Origin of the sequence: Bradyrhizobium sp., assembly GCF_004799405.1 — a bacterium.
Taxonomy (GTDB): Bacteria; Pseudomonadota; Alphaproteobacteria; order Rhizobiales; family Xanthobacteraceae; genus Bradyrhizobium.
In genome coordinates this window covers 1-17,795 of sequence record NZ_SSMW01000142.1, presented here as the reverse complement: position 1 = coordinate 17,795, position 17,795 = coordinate 1, and the positions used below count along the sequence as shown (strand labels likewise).

The 17,795-nt window shown below is 60.0% G+C and carries 11 protein-coding genes and 1 pseudogene; 2 read left to right on the top strand and 10 right to left on the bottom strand.

From position 1 onward, the window contains the following. Positions 1-51: 51 nt before the first annotated feature. The 9 genes from leuB to E7813_RS22320 form a co-directional block, all read right to left on the bottom strand. A complete protein-coding gene (leuB, locus tag E7813_RS26240; protein ID WP_363331208.1) occupies positions 52-1,782 on the bottom strand; it encodes a 3-isopropylmalate dehydrogenase in 1,731 nt (576 codons plus the stop codon). Between the two features lie 2 nt (positions 1,783-1,784). Next, positions 1,785-3,188, bottom strand: a complete 1,404-nt coding sequence (leuC, locus tag E7813_RS22355; RefSeq protein ID WP_291577448.1) for a 3-isopropylmalate dehydratase large subunit — start codon at positions 3,186-3,188, stop codon at positions 1,785-1,787. Between the two features lie 19 nt (positions 3,189-3,207). Continuing rightward, a complete protein-coding gene (locus E7813_RS22350; RefSeq protein WP_291577447.1) occupies positions 3,208-4,239 on the bottom strand; it encodes an ABC transporter substrate-binding protein in 1,032 nt (343 codons plus the stop codon). A 628-nt stretch (positions 4,240-4,867) separates the two neighbouring features. Further along, a complete protein-coding gene (greA, locus tag E7813_RS22345; RefSeq protein WP_291577446.1) occupies positions 4,868-5,350 on the bottom strand; it encodes a transcription elongation factor GreA in 483 nt (160 codons plus the stop codon). A 74-nt stretch (positions 5,351-5,424) separates the two neighbouring features. Further along, positions 5,425-6,447, bottom strand: a complete 1,023-nt coding sequence (locus tag E7813_RS22340) for an LLM class flavin-dependent oxidoreductase (RefSeq protein ID WP_291577445.1) — start codon at positions 6,445-6,447, stop codon at positions 5,425-5,427. 236 nt (positions 6,448-6,683) lie between these two features. Beyond that, positions 6,684-8,348, bottom strand: a complete 1,665-nt coding sequence (locus E7813_RS22335) for a tannase/feruloyl esterase family alpha/beta hydrolase (RefSeq protein ID WP_291577444.1) — start codon at positions 8,346-8,348, stop codon at positions 6,684-6,686. Between the two features lie 316 nt (positions 8,349-8,664). Continuing rightward, positions 8,665-10,011, bottom strand: coding sequence for a cytochrome c (locus E7813_RS22330; RefSeq protein WP_291577443.1), 1,347 nt, complete (start codon positions 10,009-10,011; stop codon positions 8,665-8,667). Further along, positions 10,008-12,191 carry a xanthine dehydrogenase family protein molybdopterin-binding subunit gene (locus E7813_RS22325; RefSeq protein WP_291577442.1) on the bottom strand — a complete coding sequence of 728 codons (2,184 nt, stop codon included), beginning with the start codon at positions 12,189-12,191 and terminating at the stop codon, positions 10,008-10,010. Before E7813_RS22325 ends, E7813_RS22330 begins: the two co-directional genes overlap by 4 nt. A 9-nt stretch (positions 12,192-12,200) precedes the next feature. Continuing rightward, the gene (locus E7813_RS22320; protein ID WP_291577441.1) at positions 12,201-12,665 is read right to left on the bottom strand and encodes a (2Fe-2S)-binding protein; all 465 of its coding nucleotides are present in this window, start codon (positions 12,663-12,665) and stop codon (positions 12,201-12,203) included. 161 nt (positions 12,666-12,826) lie between these two features. Between E7813_RS22320 and E7813_RS22315 the strand changes: the two are divergent. Then, positions 12,827-13,021: pseudogene (locus E7813_RS22315) on the top strand (tyrosine-type recombinase/integrase); the annotation flags it as partial. 16 nt (positions 13,022-13,037) lie between these two features. Here the strand turns inward: E7813_RS22315 and E7813_RS22310 are convergent. Then, positions 13,038-14,282 (bottom strand): CoA transferase, encoded by a 1,245-nt coding sequence (locus tag E7813_RS22310; protein WP_291577440.1) that lies wholly within the window; start codon positions 14,280-14,282, stop codon positions 13,038-13,040. Between the two features lie 140 nt (positions 14,283-14,422). Here E7813_RS22310 and E7813_RS22305 point away from each other — a divergent pair, with 140 nt between their 5' ends. Continuing rightward, positions 14,423-17,686, top strand: a complete 3,264-nt coding sequence (locus E7813_RS22305) for an adenylate/guanylate cyclase domain-containing protein (protein ID WP_291577439.1) — start codon at positions 14,423-14,425, stop codon at positions 17,684-17,686. The last annotated feature ends 109 nt before the right edge of the window (positions 17,687-17,795 follow it).

The following is a 17,795-nucleotide window of genomic DNA, read 5'->3' as shown; positions in this document are numbered from 1 at the left end:
CATTTGGATCAGAATGGGCTTCATCCGGATGATACTGCAACAGCACCAATTTTAAAAACCCAACGCGAGTTCGGCACAGACAGCATCTCCCATCTCGCGCGTTGAAATTGGCGTTTTATCGACAGCCGCAATGTCCAGGGTGCGAGCACCTTTGACAATGGCGCCTTCAACCGCGCGCTCCAGCCGTTCGGCTTCCTGCGGCTGCTTTAGCGAATAACGCAGACACAAAGCGAAGCTCAGGATTGCGCCGAGCGGATTGGCGATGCCTCTGCCTGCAATGTCGGGCGCGCTGCCGTGAATGGGCTCGTAAAGGGCCTGTTGCCTCCCGTCGCTGCGAACGGGACCAATCGACGCCGAAGGCAGCATGCCAAGTGAACCGGCTACCATGGCGGCGCAGTCGGAAATGATGTCGCCGAATAGATTTTCCGTGACCAGCACATCAAATTGCTTGGGGTTTCGTACGATCTGCATCGCACAATTGTCGACATACATGTGGCTTAGTTCGATATCCGGATATTCCCTGTCGTGCAGCTCCTGCACCACCTTGCGCCATAAACCACCGGTTTCGACCAGTACATTGGCTTTATCGACGGAGCATAGGCGGCCTTGACGCACGCGCGCGAGCTCGAACGCGGAACGTGCGATGCGCTGGATCTCGGCGGTGGTATAGACCGTGGTATTCACGGCGCGTTCGCTGCCGTCCGGAAGGCTTTCGATGCCGCGAGGCGTTCCGAAATAAATGCCGCCGCACAGCTCGCGCACGATCATCATATCGCAGCCTTCGATGACTTCGGGACGTAGCGTTGAGGTGTCGGCGAGCGCTTCGAAGGTGCGCACCGGGCGTAGGTTTGTGAACAGATCGAGTTCGCGGCGCATCCGCAACAATTGATCGACCTTGCGCGCCTCTGCGGGAATCTTGTCGTAGTCGGGAGATCCGATGGCGCCGAACAGGATGGCGTCGGAGGCAAGAATTTCCTGCCAGGTCTCGTCGCGCATCAGGGTGCCGTGACGTTGCCACGCGGAAAGGCCGAACAGCTCTTCGCGCAGGTCAATGCGAATGCCGCGCTGGTCTCTGAACCATTCGGCGACGCGACGGACTTCGGCCAGAACTTCCGCACCGATGCCATCGCCGGCCAGAATAAGAACACGATACATATGTTCGGTCTCCTCAGAGCGATAGATCCAGGGGTGATCAAGCCTATCCTTGCGCCGAAACGCGTCGATCTTGTCGACCAGCTTGAGTGTGAGGCTGATTTCGTCGAGGCCTTCGAGCAACGCCTGGCGTAGCTCGTGGTCGATGTCGAAACCTACCAGCGTTCCCGCGGGCGTGGTGATCGTCTGCGTTTCGAGGTCCACGGTGACCTGAGGATCGGCAACGGACTCCAGTTCCGCGGCGATCTGTTCGACTGTTTCCTTACACAGCGGAATGCAGAGCACCCCGTTCTGAAAGCAATTCATCGCAAAAATGTCGCCGAAGCTCGGTGCGATCACGCAGCGAAACCCGAAATCAATCAGCGCCCAGGCGGCCGCTTCGCGCGACGAGCCGCAGCCGAAATTCTCACCCGTGACCAGAATTTTGGCCGCGCGGTATTTCGACTGGTTCAGTGCAAAGTCGGGATTCTCACTGCCATCCGGATGGTAGCGCCACGCTTCGAACGCGAACGGTCCAAGTTCACCGCGCCGATGCCCGATCAGACGGTTGATGCGTATCACCACCTCGGTGTCTATGTTTGAGCGGAGCAGCGGTGCCGCCGCTCCCGTCACCCGGATGAACTTTTCCATCTTTACGCGCCGAACCTGCGAACGTCAGTAATCTTGCCGGCGACGGCTGCGGCAGCAGCCATCACCGGGCTGGCCAGATGCGTGCGCGCACTCGGGCCCTGCCTTCCCACGAAATTGCGGTTCGTTGTCGAGACCGAACGTTCGCCCGGCCCGATGATATCGCCGTTGGCGCCAAGACACATCGAGCAGCCAGGTGACCTCCAGTCGAAGCCGGCGGTCTTGAATATCCCATCAAGTCCCTCACGCTCGGCCTCGCGTCGCGTCGCCTCCGAGCCGGGAACTACCCAGGCGCGGACGGTCGGCGCGACCTTGCGGCCGGCAACAAAACGGGCCGCCTCGCGCAAGTCCGACAGCCGCCCGTTGGTGCAGGATCCGATGAACACCCAATCGACAGGGGTTCCTTCAATGGGATGTCCAGGGGTCAGTCCCATATAGTGGAGCGCCGCTTCCATGCTCTGGCGCCGTTGCAGGTTGGACTCCCGGGCCGGATCGGGAATGCACGCTGTTACGGGCATGACGTCCTGTGGACTGGTCCCCCACGTGATCTGGGGGGCGACCGCTGCGACATCGACATGATGTTCGAGATCGAATGCCGCGTCAGGGGCGGTCTCGAGAGTGTCCCAGTAGCGGCGAGCCTGTTCGAACAGTGCGCCTTCAGGCGCGTAGCGGCGCCCGTGGACATATCGATAGGTCGTCTCATCCGGCGCGATCATTCCAATCTTGGAGCCAAGCTCGATCGACAGATTACAGATAGTCAGCCGCTCGTCGACCGTCAGCGCGCGAATGGCTGGGCCGGCGTATTCAACTGCATGACCGCGACCGGCCGCGGTTCCAATCTGCCCGATCGTCGCCAGAATAATGTCCTTGGCGGTTACACCGGTCGCTCTCGCGCCTTCGTAGACGATCCGCATTGCCTTCGGCTTGACTTGGCGCAGCGTCTGCGTCGCGAGGACGTGGCCAACTTCGGTAGACCCGATTCCGAATGCCAGGGCGCCAAGTCCACCGTGGGTGCAGGTATGGCTGTCGGGACAGACGATGGTCATGCCTGGCAGTGTCAGCCCCAGTTCCGGTCCGATGACGTGCAGGATGCCCTGGTCTTCGCCGCCAAGATCGAACAGCTTGACGCCGGATGCGAACGCGCCGCGCCGCATCTCGCGCAACAGGCGACCGCCATTCTTGTTGCTGTCGGTATGCCGCCGCGGATCCGTCGCGATCGAATGATCCGGGGTTGCAAAGGTCAGTTCCGGGCTGCGGATGGAATAGCCTTTGTCGGCAAGGCGGGTAAAGCCCGGCCCAGCCTCAAGGTCGTGGAGCAAATGACGGTCGATCGCGAGCAGGGACACTCCGCCACCGAGTTCGGCCACCACATGCGACGACCAGACTTTATCGAATAGGGTCGCTGGCATTTCCCGCATGCTCGATCTTTCAGTGCAGCGCCGATGCCTTTTCGACAAGGCTGTTGGTGTAGGTAGCGTCCAGGTCGATCTTGGCGCCGGCCACGGCAGGATCGAACGTCGACAAGACCTTGAGGGCGTTCTGCGCCCCTTCGCGGCTCAGGCGGCCATCGGGTGAGAACATCGCTTTGGATTTGGCGATGATCGCCACATAGAGATCATGATTGCCCATAGCGTATTCTGCCGGCATCAGCTTGGCAATTTCTTCCGGGCTGGCGCGCTCCATCCAATGCAGCCCGCGCACGATTGCCGTCACCAGCGCCTGGGTCGTGTTGGGGTATTTCGCGATGAAGCTCGGCAACAGGTAGAGCACGCTAGACGGATATTCGCCACCAAACACAGCCGCTGTCCCTGCCGTCGAACGAGTGTCGAAGATCGGCTTCAGTTCTCCGGTAAGTTCGAGCTGCGTGATTGCGGGGTCGGCATGCGAAAGCGCATCGATTTGACCTCCCTTGACCGCGGCAATCGCGCTTGCGGGACCGCCGACGCCGATGAAGGACGCGTCGCCGGGTTTCAAACCGGCGTTGGCCATGATGTAGTTGACCATGACGTTGGTCTGCGAGCCGGGCGCGGTCACGCCGATCTTCATTCCCCTGAGATCCTGCGGGCCCTGGTACCGCGCCGCCGCCGCTTTGCCCAGGCCCAGCACGATTCCGGGATAACGACCCATCAGGACCACAGCGGTGATGGTTTGGCCCTTGGCCTGCAGCTGAATAGTATGATCAAAAGCGCCGGCGGTAGCATCGACGCTTCCCCCGACCAGCGCCTGCGCGCTCTTGGTCCCGCTGTTGACCTCCTGGATTTCGACGTTGAGGCCCGCGTCTTTAAAGTAGCCGAGCTGCTCGGTGACGCTGAGCGGCAAGTAAATCATAAATGTCCTACCACCGACGGCGATGCTGACGTCGGTTTTTTCAGGCGCCGCAGTTTGCGCCGATCCCGGCGTCGTAGGCATCGCCGTTGCGCAAACCATTGCAACGAGCGCCGCCACCGTCTTGAAGGCCATTGCAAACTCCCTTAAGCGCTTTAACGTCTTGTACTTTCCTTATTCACGGCTTGAACTCGCGTCACGACAGAGCGCGTCTCTTTAAATCGACTCACTGCAGTCGACCATCGCACGGGGCTCTTGATGAGCTTGGCCGGATCTTCCCCGTAGGATGGCGAGTATATCACAAGCAACTTGATGCGTTCGCTCGTCACCTTGATCGAGTGAAACACATTTGAAGGATAATACAGCATATCCCCAGCGCGGACGATAGGCTTGATTCCAAAACCCGGCCTGTAGATGCCGGTAACTCCTTGTGCCTGCACAACGCCCATCTACGAAGGGCCTCCTTCCGCAGTGAGCTGAAACTAAGGTAGCCATCGCCTCGAGATTAGGGGCTGCGATCGCAAAACTCGTTCCGCGCTCGGCGGACGTCGCGCGCATGAAAAGCTACGAAAGCTGCAGAAGGACCGCCTTGTCGCGATGAGCTTATGAAACTCTCTCGTAGGAACCGATGATAGTTCCTCTCGATGAATGCCAACTCTTGTCCTCGTTCGCCGCGCGAACCGGATTGTTCATGGCAGTGCGTGCGCTTCAGAAAAAAAAGCCTGTGCAATGTTTGCGCCGGGATGGGTCTGATACGGCCGCGCTACGAGATCGCGATGATCTCAAGCTCTTGACCGGATGTATCGACAACGTCGCCAACGGCCTTGCCCATCAGAGATCTCGCCACCGGGGATACGAAGGAAATAGAACCCGCCTTAGGGTCCGCCTCGTCCTCCCCCACGATATGATATTTCTGCACGCGCCCATCGCCGCGCTTAAAGGTCACCGTGTTCCCAAAGGCGACAGTGTCAGTTGACCCCGGATTGGCGATGACCTGAGCCGTCCCAACCCTGGCTGCAAAGTAGCGCATATCACGCAAAGGGGCTGCCGCTTGCCGTCGCCGTTCATTGACGTCTTCGATTTTCTGCGCCGCCTGGTACGCCTCGCGAGCCTGATGGAGCTGATGTTCCAGAGCCTCAAATCCTGCTTGCGTCACAAGATTCGGGTGAGGCGAAACCGGGCGGTCAGGAAGCAGAATTTCTGACGCAGTTTCGGCACTGTCTTCCTTGGTGAAGGCCACGCTCACGCTCGGACTCCTCTCACATCTGACATGCTAAGAAATGGATGTGAACACCAGACATTGAAACCCCCCAATAGGGCTTAGCGCCAACCGAGAGCCGGGGCCACGTGTGTCAAAATCGATTCAATGACATGGGCATTATAGACAACGCCGAGTTGGTTTGGGACAGTCAACAGTAACGTGTCGGCCTCGGCGATAGCTTCGTCTTTACGAAGTTGCTCGATGAGTACGTCCGGCTCGGCCGCGTAACTGCGGCCGAAGATCGCTCGCGTCCTGTCGTCGATGAATCCGACCTGGTCTTCCCCTTGACCCTCGTGTCCGAAATAGGCGCGGTCGCGATCATCGACCAGGGCGAAGATGCTGCGGCTGACGGAGACGCGGGGCTCCCGTGCATGGCCCGCCTCCTTCCAGGCAGCGCGGTAGGCCCGGATCTGGGCGGCCTGCTGCAGGTGGAAGGCCTCGCCTGTTTCGTCATTCTTGAGCGTCGAGCTCTGCAGGTTCATCCCGAGCTTTGCTGCCCATACCGCGGTAGCGTTCGACCCGGCACCCCACCAGATCCGCTCGCGCAGGCCTTCAGAATATGGCTCGAGGCGGAGCAGGCCCGGTGGATTTGGGAACATGGGACGGGGATTGGGTTGCGCGAAGCTTTCGCCGCGCAAAAGGTCGAGGAAGACCTCCGCATGACGGCGCCCCATCTCGGCGTCGGTCTGGCCCTCGGCCGGCTGATAACCGAAATAGCGCCATCCATCGACCACCTGTTCAGGCGAGCCTCGGCTGATACCGAGCTGCAGGCGCCCGCCGGCGATGAGATCGGCGGCACCAGCGTCCTCGGCCATATAGAGTGGGTTCTCGTAGCGCATGTCGATCACTGCCGTCCCGATCTCGATACGGCTGGTCCTCGCACCAACGGCCGCCAGCAGTGGGAAAGGCGAGGCAAGCTGGCGGGCGAAGTGATGGACCCGAAAATAGGCCCCGTCCGCGCCCAGTTCCTCGGCGGCAACGGCGAGGTCGATGGATTGCAAAAGCGCATCTGACGCCGAGCGCGTCTGCGACTGAGAGGAGGGCGTCCAATGCCCGAACGATAGAAATCCGATGCTTTTCATGCAAACAATCTAGGCGCTCTTGTCGATTTTGCGACCGTCACCGTGAGCGGACTGCTGCCCAACGAGGCGCGGATTTGACTGCTGGTCGCAGTCATGAGGGGCAAATCCAATCTTAGGAACGTGGGTCCGTGGACCTATCCCCGGCGAACGGCCGCTTCGCGCCAGAAGCTGTCGATTAGATTACATCGCGCTACAGTTTTTCCACGTGCTAACGTGATGAGTACGCATAAATTGCTTTACGGCGCACAAGAGAAATTCGACGCGTCGGTTACGAGGCCTGATTTGTAGTGCGGCCAGGTTGGCCATCGGCACAGCGGCAACGCACGGAGAATAGCAAACGCAGGCGCTTCGACCTTCTGCTCGACGACTTCGAGATCGCCCGGCGCGTGGTCCTTCTCGACCCAGTCGACCAGCACGCCCAGCATGTCGACATTCGCTGGCGCGCCGGAACCGACGTGGTCGACGCCAGGCGCCGTGTAGAGCCTTGCGAACTCTGCAGTCTCCGCCTTTCCCAGCTTCCGCTCGACGTTTTCGAAATAGCGGATGCCAGCATAGGGGCTCTGCGCATAGTCGGACATATGCTCCAGCATAATCAGCTTGCCACCCCGCGCACGGAAACGGCCGAGATCGGGATCTGTCGAATCCATGAGTTGCGAGACTTCGAGCAGTCGCTGCTTGTGTTCCTCGGGTCTATACGTCGTGACGTCGAGCTTGGGGTCGCGGGCGAAGACATACTGAATGCCGCCGGCACCGTAGACCCAGGCGATGCCGTTGTTCGGCGTCGGCGGCTGCGCGGGCGCCGCCGTGCCTAGCCACCAGGCGATCCATCCACCGGTCGGACCGAAAGACGGCGTGTCTTCTCCCGACACGCCCCAGCCCGGATAGTCATCGAGGCCGTTGGCGAGGGGGAATGCGAATTTGTAGGTCGCATGCAGCGTGTCGACTGCCTTGATCTGCGCGTCCGTCAGGCACTGATCGCCACTCTGGCCGCTGGCGCAACGCAGCGAACCCGCCTTGAATGTCGCTTTGCAGCTTACGGGATTCTCAACCAGCGAATCTTCAGAGCCGTCGGCCTTGTCGCAGATCTGCCGCACGGCGTCGGCGACAAGCTTCACCTGTGCTGGACGGATCCAGCCCTCATCCATCGTTACAAGCCCCGAACGCAAGCCTGCATGCTGCAATCCAACCCAGTTGATGACAGGGGCACGCGCAAAGATGCCGTCAAAATCATTCGGGTAGCGTTGCGCCATGGTCAGCGCCTCGCGGCCGCCTTCGGACGATCCCATGAAATACATTTTTTCCGGCCGCTTCCCGTAGGCGCGCACCATCAACGCGACGGCCGCATCGCGCACTTTCTTGTATGAACGGTACGCGAAATTCTCGAATGCTTCGTCGTTGAGCGCAAAGGCCTGCGGCGGCTCGCCGGTCTTGGCTTCGTGTCCGGAATCCGTGCCGTAGGTAACGAAGCCGCGCGCGAGCGGTGACGGTTTGTCGAAAGGATAGGCCGGCGGCAACCCAAGCGCAGTGATGAGAGTGCCATTGAAGCCCCCTCCGCCATATTGCACGGAGCGACCGTTCCATTCGACCGGCAGGTTCACCTCAAACCCGATCGGCGGCGCCTCGGGATCAGTCGGCTCGATATGGCCGAGCACCTTGCAGAGCGCCGGATTGGCCGGTGCGATGCGCGATGCCGGCGTCGGCGCGCGCTCAGACACTGCAAGTTGAGAAGGCGCCAGCAGCGTGGCAGAATCGATCCGCACTGCATCTGAAGCGCCGGCAAGGCCGCCGCAAGCCGAAGCGGCAACTTCGACCATTGTCGCCGCAGGCACGGCGCTGACGGTCGCCAACCCCGCAAGCAGACCTGCCAGCCACACACCCAAATTCGCTCGAAGTCGCGCCATCGCTTCCACCTAGCGTGATCGTTATCGTTCGGCCCAACCGACGGCCGCTTTCCATACGGCCGACTGGGGGGTAGTCAATCATCGTGATCGCCGTCCCGGAAGGTCAATATCTCACGACCTTTTTCTGCTGTCCAACGGGCTCATCTCGGATCGGCGGATTGAATGTCGCCAGATCCACCAAGCTGGACCTGACGGCGCACCGCCGAGGCTAGTTCAATGATTTTAGTCGAGTGTCCGGTCACGCGAAAATCTTCCGTCGGGAGGCGATTTGCGTGCAAACGGCCGCTTCGCGCCACTAGCGGCCTCCCGCCAGGGATCATTGCGATGTTTGCTTCCTCAGCCCCGCAATGTCCTGCGCGGTGATCTGTGACGGCTTGCTGCCAAAGCGTGCCGTGACGAAATTGGCCACCGCCGCGATCTCGGCATCGGAATAGGCGTTGCCGAACGCCGGCATCGAGACCGCCCCTTCGGTATGCCGCCGGGTTCCGGAAATCACGATCTGCGCAACGTTGGTGGCACCGGGGTCATTGACCGCCCAGGCGCCGGTAAGCGTGGCGAAGGGCGAGATCGAGCTCTCGCCGGTCCAGCCGTGGCAACTGACGCAGGCGCCTTCGAATATCACTTTGCCGCGCGCATCCGCCGTGCCGCCGCCTTGCCTGTGCGACGCGGGTGCCGGCGGCGCCAGCGTCGCCGGCAGATCGGGCGAGATGATCGGGGGCACGGTCCGCAAATACGCCACCACGGCCCGAATATCTTCCGGCGCCAGCTGGCTGAAACTGTGGTCGACGGCTTCGCCCATCGGGCCTGACGCAGTGCCGTGACCATCGGCATGTCCGACCGCGAGATAGGCCACGAGATCCTCGTCGCGCCAGCCGCCAATGCCCGTGGCCTTGTCAGAACTGATGTTGAAGGCGCGCCAGCCCGCCGTCACGGCGCCCGCAAATTTCCTGCGACTGTTGAGTGCGAACGCCAGGTTTCGCGGCGTATGGCATTCACCGCAATGCGCCAGTGCCTCAGCGAGATAGGCGCCGCGGTTCCATTCCGGACTTTTCGAGGCATCCGGCTCAAAGCGAGTATCCGGATTAAACAGCCCCAACCAGAAGTTCATCGCCCAGCGCTGGTTGAACGGAAACGGCAGCGTATTGGCAGGAGCGGTAGCGCGAACCGGCGACAGGCTGAACAGATAGGCCTTGATCGCCAGCGCATCCGCATCTGACATGTAGGTATAAGATGTAAACGGCATCGCCGGATAAAGCGGCGCGCCATCCCGTCTCGTTCCACGATGAACCGCGTTCAGGAAATCCTGGTCGGTGTAATTGCCGATTCCGGTTTCCTTGTCGGGCGTGATGTTGGTCGAGTACAGCGTGCCGAAAGGCAGTTTGAACCCGAGGCCGCCGGCGTATTCCTGGCCGCCCTGGGTTGTGTGGCACACCATGCAGTCCGCTGCCCGAGCGAGGTACGCACCGCGTTCGACCGGGTTTGCTTTGGCGAGCGAAGCCGGAACGCCGGTGGGGTCGGCGGCCCTGTAATCCGCCAGCGCCACTTTCGGACCATCCGCGAACGCCATCGGACCGGGACCACGCAAGATCCAAAGGCCGGCCGCCAGCGCAGCCGCCACGATGGCGACAACGCTGACGAGAATGCGGCGCGCGGCCGGGCTCATGACTTTTTCCCCGCGGCTATCATGGCGCGGTCGATGGGAAGCCGACGCAAGGCGACGCCCGTCGCGGCATAGATCGCGTTGCGCAGCGCCGGCGGCCCCGCGGTGACGCCGGTCTCGCCGATGCCGCCGGGCGCCTCCCCGCTCTCGATGACATGAACCTCGATCTTCGGCGCCTGATCGATGCGCAGCATACGATAGTCGTTGAAGTTAGATTGCTGGACGCGACCCTTGTCGATGGTGACCTCGCCATAGAGGGCTGCCGTCAGGCCAAAGATCAGCCCGCCTTCGAGCTGCGCCACGACCGTATCGGGATTGACGGCAATCCCGGTATCCACCGCGCAGGTGACGCGGCGCAACTTCACCTCGCCTGACTCGTCGATCTCGGCTTCCACCACGGTCGCGATGAAACTGGCGAACGACGGCTGCACGCTGACGCCCCGCCCGACGCGATCCGGCGACGGCTGGCCCCAACCGGACTTCTCCGCTGCGAGATTCAGCGCGGCCAGCAGGCGCGGATTCTTGCCAAGCATGCCGCGGCGGAAATCGACCGGATCCTTGCCGGCCTTCTTGGCCAGTTCGTCCATGAAGGATTCGATGGCGAAGACATTGTTGTTGGGACCGACGCCGCGCCAGAACCCGGTCGGCACCGCCGGCGGCTCGGCCCGCACGAATTCGACATGAAAATTCGGGATGTCATAGGGCATGTCGATGCCGCTATCGACGCCGTCGATGTCGACGCCGTTCTGGAATCCCGCCGGAAACCAACGCGCCATGATCGCTGAGCCGCTGACGCGATACTTCCAGCCGACGATCTTGCCGTCGGACAGCGTCGCGGCAATGTTATCGCGGTAGACCGGACGATAGACGTCGTGCTGGATGTCTTCTTCGCGGGTCCACACCACCTTGACCGGACCATCGACCTGCTTGGCGATGCGAACGGCTGCGACCACCATGTCGGGTTCGAGCTTGCGCCCAAAACCGCCGCCGAGCAGGTGGTTGTTGACGATCACCTTCTCGACCGGAAGGCCGGCCGCCTTCGCCGCCTCCGACTGCACCCGGGTCATGACTTGCGTGCCGGTCCAGACCTCGCACAAATCGGGGGTGACATGAACCGTGGCGTTGATCGGCTCCATGGTCGCATGCGCAAGAAACGGCAGTTCGTAAGCGGCATCCAGCCGGTCGCCGGTGGCAAGACCCTTCACGATATCGCCGGCGGACTTGGCGACCGCGCCGTCCTTTTCGCTCGCGGCGCGCAGATCCCGCCAGATATCGGTCGAGCTTATGTGCGCATTCGGGCCTTCGTCCCAGTCGATCACCAGCGCATCGAGGCCTTTCTTGGCCGCCCACATGTGATCACCGACCACGGCGACCAAATCGTCGAGCACCACGATCTTCTGCACGCCCGGGATTTTTTTGGCAGCGCTGTCGTCGACCTTGGCGACCTTGCCGCCGAATACCGGACAGGCCTTCAGCGTTGCGAACTTCATGTTGGGCAGTATCGCATCGATGCCGTAGACGGCCTTGCCGTTGACCTTGTCGGGGGTGTCGAGCCGCTTCAGCGGCTTGCCGATCAGCACGAAATCCTTCGGGTCCTTCAGCGGGACATCCTTTGGCGGTACCTCGCTGCTCGCTGCGAGCGCCAACTCGCCATAGGAAAGCTTGCGTCCGCTGTCCTTGTGCATGACTTCGCTATTGGCGGTCGTGCAGCTTGCCGGATCGACCTGCCATTGTTGCGCGGCGGCCTGGACCAGCATGGCGCGTGCACTCGCGCCGGCAGCGCGCAAGTGTGGCCACCACGCCCGGATCGAATTGGAATTGCCGGTGGCCTGAATGCCGAACATCGGATTGCCGTAGAGTTTGTCGCTGGGCGGCGCGTGCTCCAGCGCCAGGCGCGAGAAATCGGCGTCGAGCTCTTCCGCCAGAATCATGGATATCGAGGTGTAGACCCCCTGTCCCATCTCGACCTGCGGCATCACCAGCGTCGTCGTGCCGCCGGCATCGATGCGGATGAAAGCATTTGGCGCGAACTTGCCGGCGGTATCGTCCGGCGGTTGCACCGGCTCGTTGACACCAAAGGCGCGCACAGGAAGATGGAATGAGAGCAGAATTCCGCCGGCCAGACCGCCGGTCAGCACGGCACGGCGTGAAAGCCCGTCGAAGATTTTCTCGGCAACTGCCATGATCCGCTCCTACGACTGACGTTGCGAAGCCGCCTGCTTGATGGCGGCGCGAATACGCACATAGGTTCCGCAGCGGCAGATATTGCCCGCCATCGCCGCGTCGATGTCGGAGTCGTCGGGATTGGGGGTGGCCGCGAGCAGGGCCGCCGCCGACATGATCTGGCCCGACTGGCAATAGCCACACTGGATCACTTCCAGATCGAGCCAGGCCTTCTGCACCTTGGCGCCGACCGGCGAAGCGCCGACGCCCTCGATGGTGGTGACGGCGCGATCGCGCACCGCGCCCACCGGCAGCATGCAGGAACGCACCGGCTTGCCGTCGATATGCACCGTGCACGCACCGCATTGGGCAATCCCGCAGCCGAACTGGGTTCCGGTCATGCCGAGCACGTCACGCAGCACCCAGAGCAGCGGCATGTCCGCGGGCGCGTCGAACGACTTCGCTTCGCCATTGATCGTCAGCGTCGTGGTCATCGGAATCCTCCAATTCAGCGGCGACGAACCCGCCTGCCGCAAAACCCGTCTGGAACCTGATTGACGCGGTGCATGATTTGCTTCGCGCTGCTACCCGTATCAAGATAGCCGAAATTATACGTTTTGCGAATGACCGCATTGCGCCAAAAGCGGCCGGTCAAAGCATCGGCTTAGAGTCGGCCTGTTATGGCACCCACTCCATGCGGCGTACGAAGGCCGCACAGATTTATCGCAAGACAGGCAACCTTCGCGCAGTGCAACTCCTCCTCGGCCATACGAAGCTGGAGAGTACAGTCCGATATCTCGGGATTGAGGTGGATGACGCTCTAAATATCGCCGAACAGATCGAGCTTTAATCGTCGACCACCGGCATCACGCCGGTGTTCGCTTATCTTTCTGTTTTTTTCTCGTGATGCCGACCACTCCGCGACGCGCGAGCTCCGCAGTTTGTTCAGCCGTGTAGCCGACCTCGCCGAGCACTACCACCGTGTCGGCGCCAAGATCCGGAGCGGCACGGCGAACAGCGCCAGGAGTATGGGAAAGGCGTGGAACAACGTTGTGCATCAGTATTGTTCCAGCATCTTCATCGGGGAATTCTATGAGAGCCTCACGCGATCTCACATGCGGATCCTCGATTAGCTCCCGAACGTCGCAAACCTGCCCCGCGGTTACCTCAGCCTTTGTGAGAATGTCGAGGCATTCATCCTGGCTTCGTTCGGCAATCCACGCCTGGATAAGTTCGTCAAGCTGGTCAACGTTTCTGAGTCGATCGGAATTCGTACGGAATCTAACATCATGGATCAACTCGGGCTGTCCAAGAACGGTAAACAGCCTCTCAGCCATTGATTGAGTAGAAGCCGACACCGCGACGTATCTTTTATCCTTGGAGTTGTACACGTTGCGTGGGGCAACTGCGCCCGAACGACTTCCCGTTCGTTCCGGTATTTTGCCTGTAAACGCGTATATAGCGGGATCCGGCCCCAGGATCGACAATAGTGGTTCCAATAACGAAAGGTCGACGATCTGGCCCGGCCCGCCGCGCTCCTTATGCCGAAGCGCAACCATAGTAGCGAAGGCGCCATAGACCCCAGCCACCATGTCTCCAAGCGCCATGTTTGGCAACGTCGGCGGCCGATCGGGAAAGCCGTTCTTTGCTGCGAAACCAGACATTGCTTCGATCAGGCTTCCGAATCCCGGACGATCTCGATATGCCCCTGTCTGGCCGTAACCCGATATGCGTACAATCACCAAGCCTGGATTGCGTTCCAAAAGCTTATCCGGCCCGAGCCCCATTTTTTCCAGAGTGCCTACCTTGAAACTCTCGACAAGGACGTCTGCACCTTCGACAAGGTCAAGCAGCAAGGTCTTTCCCCGGTCGGAACGTAAATCAAGGGCAACGCTGCGCTTGTTGCGACCATACACCTTCCAATGGGTGCTTAAACCGTTGTCTCGCAATTCTCGAAGCGGGTCGCCCTTAATCGGGTCCTCCACCTTGACCACGTCGGCTCCAAAATCGGCCAGAAGCACGGTAAGCATATTACCGGCGATGAAACGTGACAGGTCAATAACACGGACACCTGCAATTGGCATCGGTCTAACAGGATCGACCATCGACATGTACTTCCCCAGCTAACAAAGGCCACTGCCAAGCCTGCCGCTTAATAGCACAGTGACAACACATGCACCCTGCCAAAGTGCGAACAATGTGGTAACGTGACGCAAGTTACGCGCAAATTTCTTCAAGTTTTGGCTTGCCAATGATCTGTCGCGCTTGTGGTGCCGGGCCTGTCGAAGGACAGAAGTTCTGTAGCTCCTGCGGTGCATCGCTAGGGCAGCGTTGCGGAGCATGCGGCCGCGAGAACCTCCGCGGCGATTCCTTCTGTGGCGAATGTGGTTCACCTTTGACAGGTCAGCAAGCGGGTGACCAACCGCTTCCCAATGCCGAGCGTCGGGAAGTGACCGTCATGTTCTGCGATCTCGTGGGATCGACGGCACTTGGAACGCGGCTGGACCCCGAAACCTTTCGACAGATACTGGCCGGATACCATGCCCTTATCTCTGCGACAGTCGCTAAGTTTGAAGGCTTCGTAAGGCACCGTATAGGTGACGGAGCTGTGGTATATTTTGGTTGGCCGAAAGGGAATGAGGCTTGCGCCGAGCACGCGGTGCGAGCAGGCCTCGCAGTAATCGATGCTCTTGCCCGAGCGCCGATTGAAGGTGAAAAGCTGCTGGTGCGGATTGGTATTGCCACCGGTCTGGTCGTCGCGGGCGAGTTTTTGCTACTGGGAACTTCTTCCGAGCACGAGATAGTTGGAGACACGCCACACCTTGCAGCTCGTCTTCAAACCCTGGCAGAGCCAGGGACACTCGTCGTTTCGCAAGAAACACGCAAGCAAATTGGAGGGATGTTCTCTTGCGATCATCTCGGGGAAGTGACGCTAAAAGGCTTTGCATCTCCGATCCACGCGTGGCGGATTTACGGAGAGAGCAAAGCGCGAAGCCGCTTCAAGGCTCTGCATACCGCTCCCTTGCCCCCAATGGTCGGCCGAGATGAAGAGTTGGAGTTTCTTCTCCGCAGGTGGAAGCAGGCGAGCTCGGGTGAGGGTCGCCTTGCCTGGATTTCGGGTGACGCCGGAATAGGCAAGTCTCGTTTAGTACAGGCGATGATGGATCGTTTGCGTCACGAAAACTACATTTGTTTGCAGTATTTCTGTTCGCAACATAGTCAGGACACCTCGCTTCATCCAGTCATTGCGCAGCTTCGGCACGCTGCCAAATTCGGGACCGACGATCCGGAACAAGAACAACTGACGAAGCTTGAGGTGCTGTTATCTAACCCTCTACCGGCTGAAGAGCTTTCGCTCTTCTCGGAGTTGCTCTCGATTTCCCCACCGCATCAGTTTCATACGTCTCAATTAAGTCCTCAACGAAAGAAGGAAAAAACGCTCGAAGCGCTTCTTCGCCAATTGCGGAACCTGGCTGAAAGTCGCCCGGTATTGATGATCCTTGAGGACGCGCACTGGGCTGACCCTACAACGCGAGATCTGCTTGAACTTGTGATTAATGGCATTGAGGCTCTGCCTGTCCTTGTGATTGCAACCTCACGGCCAGAATTCCGCGTACCCTGGACCGATCGTGTTGGCGTCACTTTGATGACTCTCAGCAAAGTGGGGCGGAAACAGGCGGTTGCAATCGCGGGTTACGTTGCCGGCGCAGCAGCGCTGAATGACGAGCTGTTAGATCGCATTGCAACTCAGGCTGAAGGCGTACCGCTCTACATCGAGGAACTCACGAAAAGTGTTGTGGAACGAGCCAATGCTTCGGCGACGACGCAGCCGATCGTCTCTATCCCGCCGACGCTCCAGGCTTCGCTTATGGCGCGTTTGGACCGTCTACCGGGCGCGAAATTTGTTGCGCAATGCGGGGCGGTGATCGGTCGAGAGTTCTCTTACCAACTGATCGCCGCGATAGCTCAGCAGCCGGAAGAGCTTTTACTTCAGGCGCTCGATGAGCTTGTAGTTTCCGGTCTGGTCTTTCGGCGCGGCGAGCCGCCTGATGCCAACTATCTTTTCAAGCATGCGTTATTGCAGGACGCTGCCTACGAGAGTCTTCTGCACTCGAGCCGTTGCACGATACATTCCAGAGCAGTGCAGGCCATTCATCAGCTCATCCCGCATGCGGATGACATCTGCCCCGAACTATTGGCCTACCATTGCGCACAGGCGGGCCTGGTTGAGCGGGCAGTAAACCATTCCACGCGGGCTGGTGAGTTGTCGATTACTCGTTCCGCAATGGAGGAGGCCCGCGCTCATTTGGAACAGGGGATGCGCCTCTTAAAGTCGCTGCCCGACGGACCGGCGCGTTGTGGGCTGGAAGCCAAACTATTACTCGCGCTGCAGACCGTAGGAGTCGTCACTCACGGTTATGGCGGTGCAGACGCTGTGAACGCCGCTGAAAGGGCTGTTACACTTGCCCGCGGTGCGGGCCGAAACGAACTGCTGATTCGTGCCCTGTTTGGAGAGTGGGCGTACAAATCTCATGTAGGTGATCTACCTGGCTCGCTGAAAGTCGCTCAGGAAATGGTCGCATTGGCGGATCACCAGGCCGAGCCGCTCGTCTGGGGGCAGGCTTCTACAGCACTCGGCATGAACTACGGATTTGCTGGACGCTTTGTCGAAGCACGGCAAATCTTTGAGGGATGTCTAGCCAAAATCAAGAATAGAGGGTCGGTGCCCCTCGAAGGCCTGCATCCACAGGACAACGAAGTTCTTGCTCGATGCTTCCTGTCCCTACAACTTGCTTGTCTCGGGCAATTTGAACAATCAACCGCAGAGGCCATGAAGGGAATCCAGCGAGCACGCCAGTTGCAACATATGCCGTCGATCGCAGTAGCTCTGACAGTTGGATGCCGGCACGCCTGGCTCACTCGCAATGAAGAGTTGCTCGCTGAAAGAGCTACCGAACTCGTCGAGTTATGTGAGGAGCAGCGGTTTCCGTATTGGCTCGCGCGCGGCCGCTGTTACTCCGGTTGGATTGCTGTACATCGGGGAGAATTTGATTACGGGATTTCCCAGCTGAACGAGGCTATTTCAACTCTCCGCGCCTCAAGTGTCGCGCTCTGGAACATACACGGACTGGTCGCGGAGGCTTACGCTCGCGCCGGAGATAGCGAAAATGCCTTGCGGCACATCGACACCGCCTTGACGGTTTCATCGAAAACAGGCGAGGTCTGGCTTGACGCTGAACTTCACCGGATTAAAGGTGAAATCCTTCTGGAAACCGCGCCGCGATTGGCTGAACAGGGCGAAAAGCATCTGAAGCAATCGATCGAGATTGCGCGAAACCAAACAGCAAAGCTGTGGGAGCTGCGAGCCTCCGCAAGCCTGGCGCGATACTGGTCTGCCACAGGCAGGGATTCGGCCGCCCGGGCCTTGCTCGAACCAATTTTGAATTCATTTGGACAAGGGACTGACGCCCCTGATTTTTCGGACGCCAAAAATGTACTAGCGCGCGTCAGTTGATCGCTTGCCTGCCGCCTAAAATATCACTTTTTTGCACTACGGACAGTCTTTGGGTCGGGCCTCGTCAATCTAACACTGATTAGCCGGCCGGTAGTCTTGACATCTACCG

Coding starts and splice junctions, on each gene's coding strand:
- leuB (WP_363331208.1), bottom strand. CDS start 1,782: ATGGAAAAGTTCATCCGGGTGACGGGAGCGGCGGCACCGCTGCTCCGC.
- leuC (WP_291577448.1), bottom strand. CDS start 3,188: ATGCCAGCGACCCTATTCGATAAAGTCTGGTCGTCGCATGTGGTGGCC.
- E7813_RS22350 (WP_291577447.1), bottom strand. CDS start 4,239: ATGGCCTTCAAGACGGTGGCGGCGCTCGTTGCAATGGTTTGCGCAACG.
- E7813_RS22340 (WP_291577445.1), bottom strand. CDS start 6,447: ATGAAAAGCATCGGATTTCTATCGTTCGGGCATTGGACGCCCTCCTCT.
- E7813_RS22335 (WP_291577444.1), bottom strand. CDS start 8,348: ATGGCGCGACTTCGAGCGAATTTGGGTGTGTGGCTGGCAGGTCTGCTT.
- E7813_RS22330 (WP_291577443.1), bottom strand. CDS start 10,011: ATGAGCCCGGCCGCGCGCCGCATTCTCGTCAGCGTTGTCGCCATCGTG.
- E7813_RS22325 (WP_291577442.1), bottom strand. CDS start 12,191: ATGGCAGTTGCCGAGAAAATCTTCGACGGGCTTTCACGCCGTGCCGTG.
- E7813_RS22320 (WP_291577441.1), bottom strand. CDS start 12,665: ATGACCACGACGCTGACGATCAATGGCGAAGCGAAGTCGTTCGACGCG.
- E7813_RS22310 (WP_291577440.1), bottom strand. CDS start 14,282: ATGTCGATGGTCGATCCTGTTAGACCGATGCCAATTGCAGGTGTCCGT.
- E7813_RS22305 (WP_291577439.1), top strand. CDS start 14,423: ATGATCTGTCGCGCTTGTGGTGCCGGGCCTGTCGAAGGACAGAAGTTC.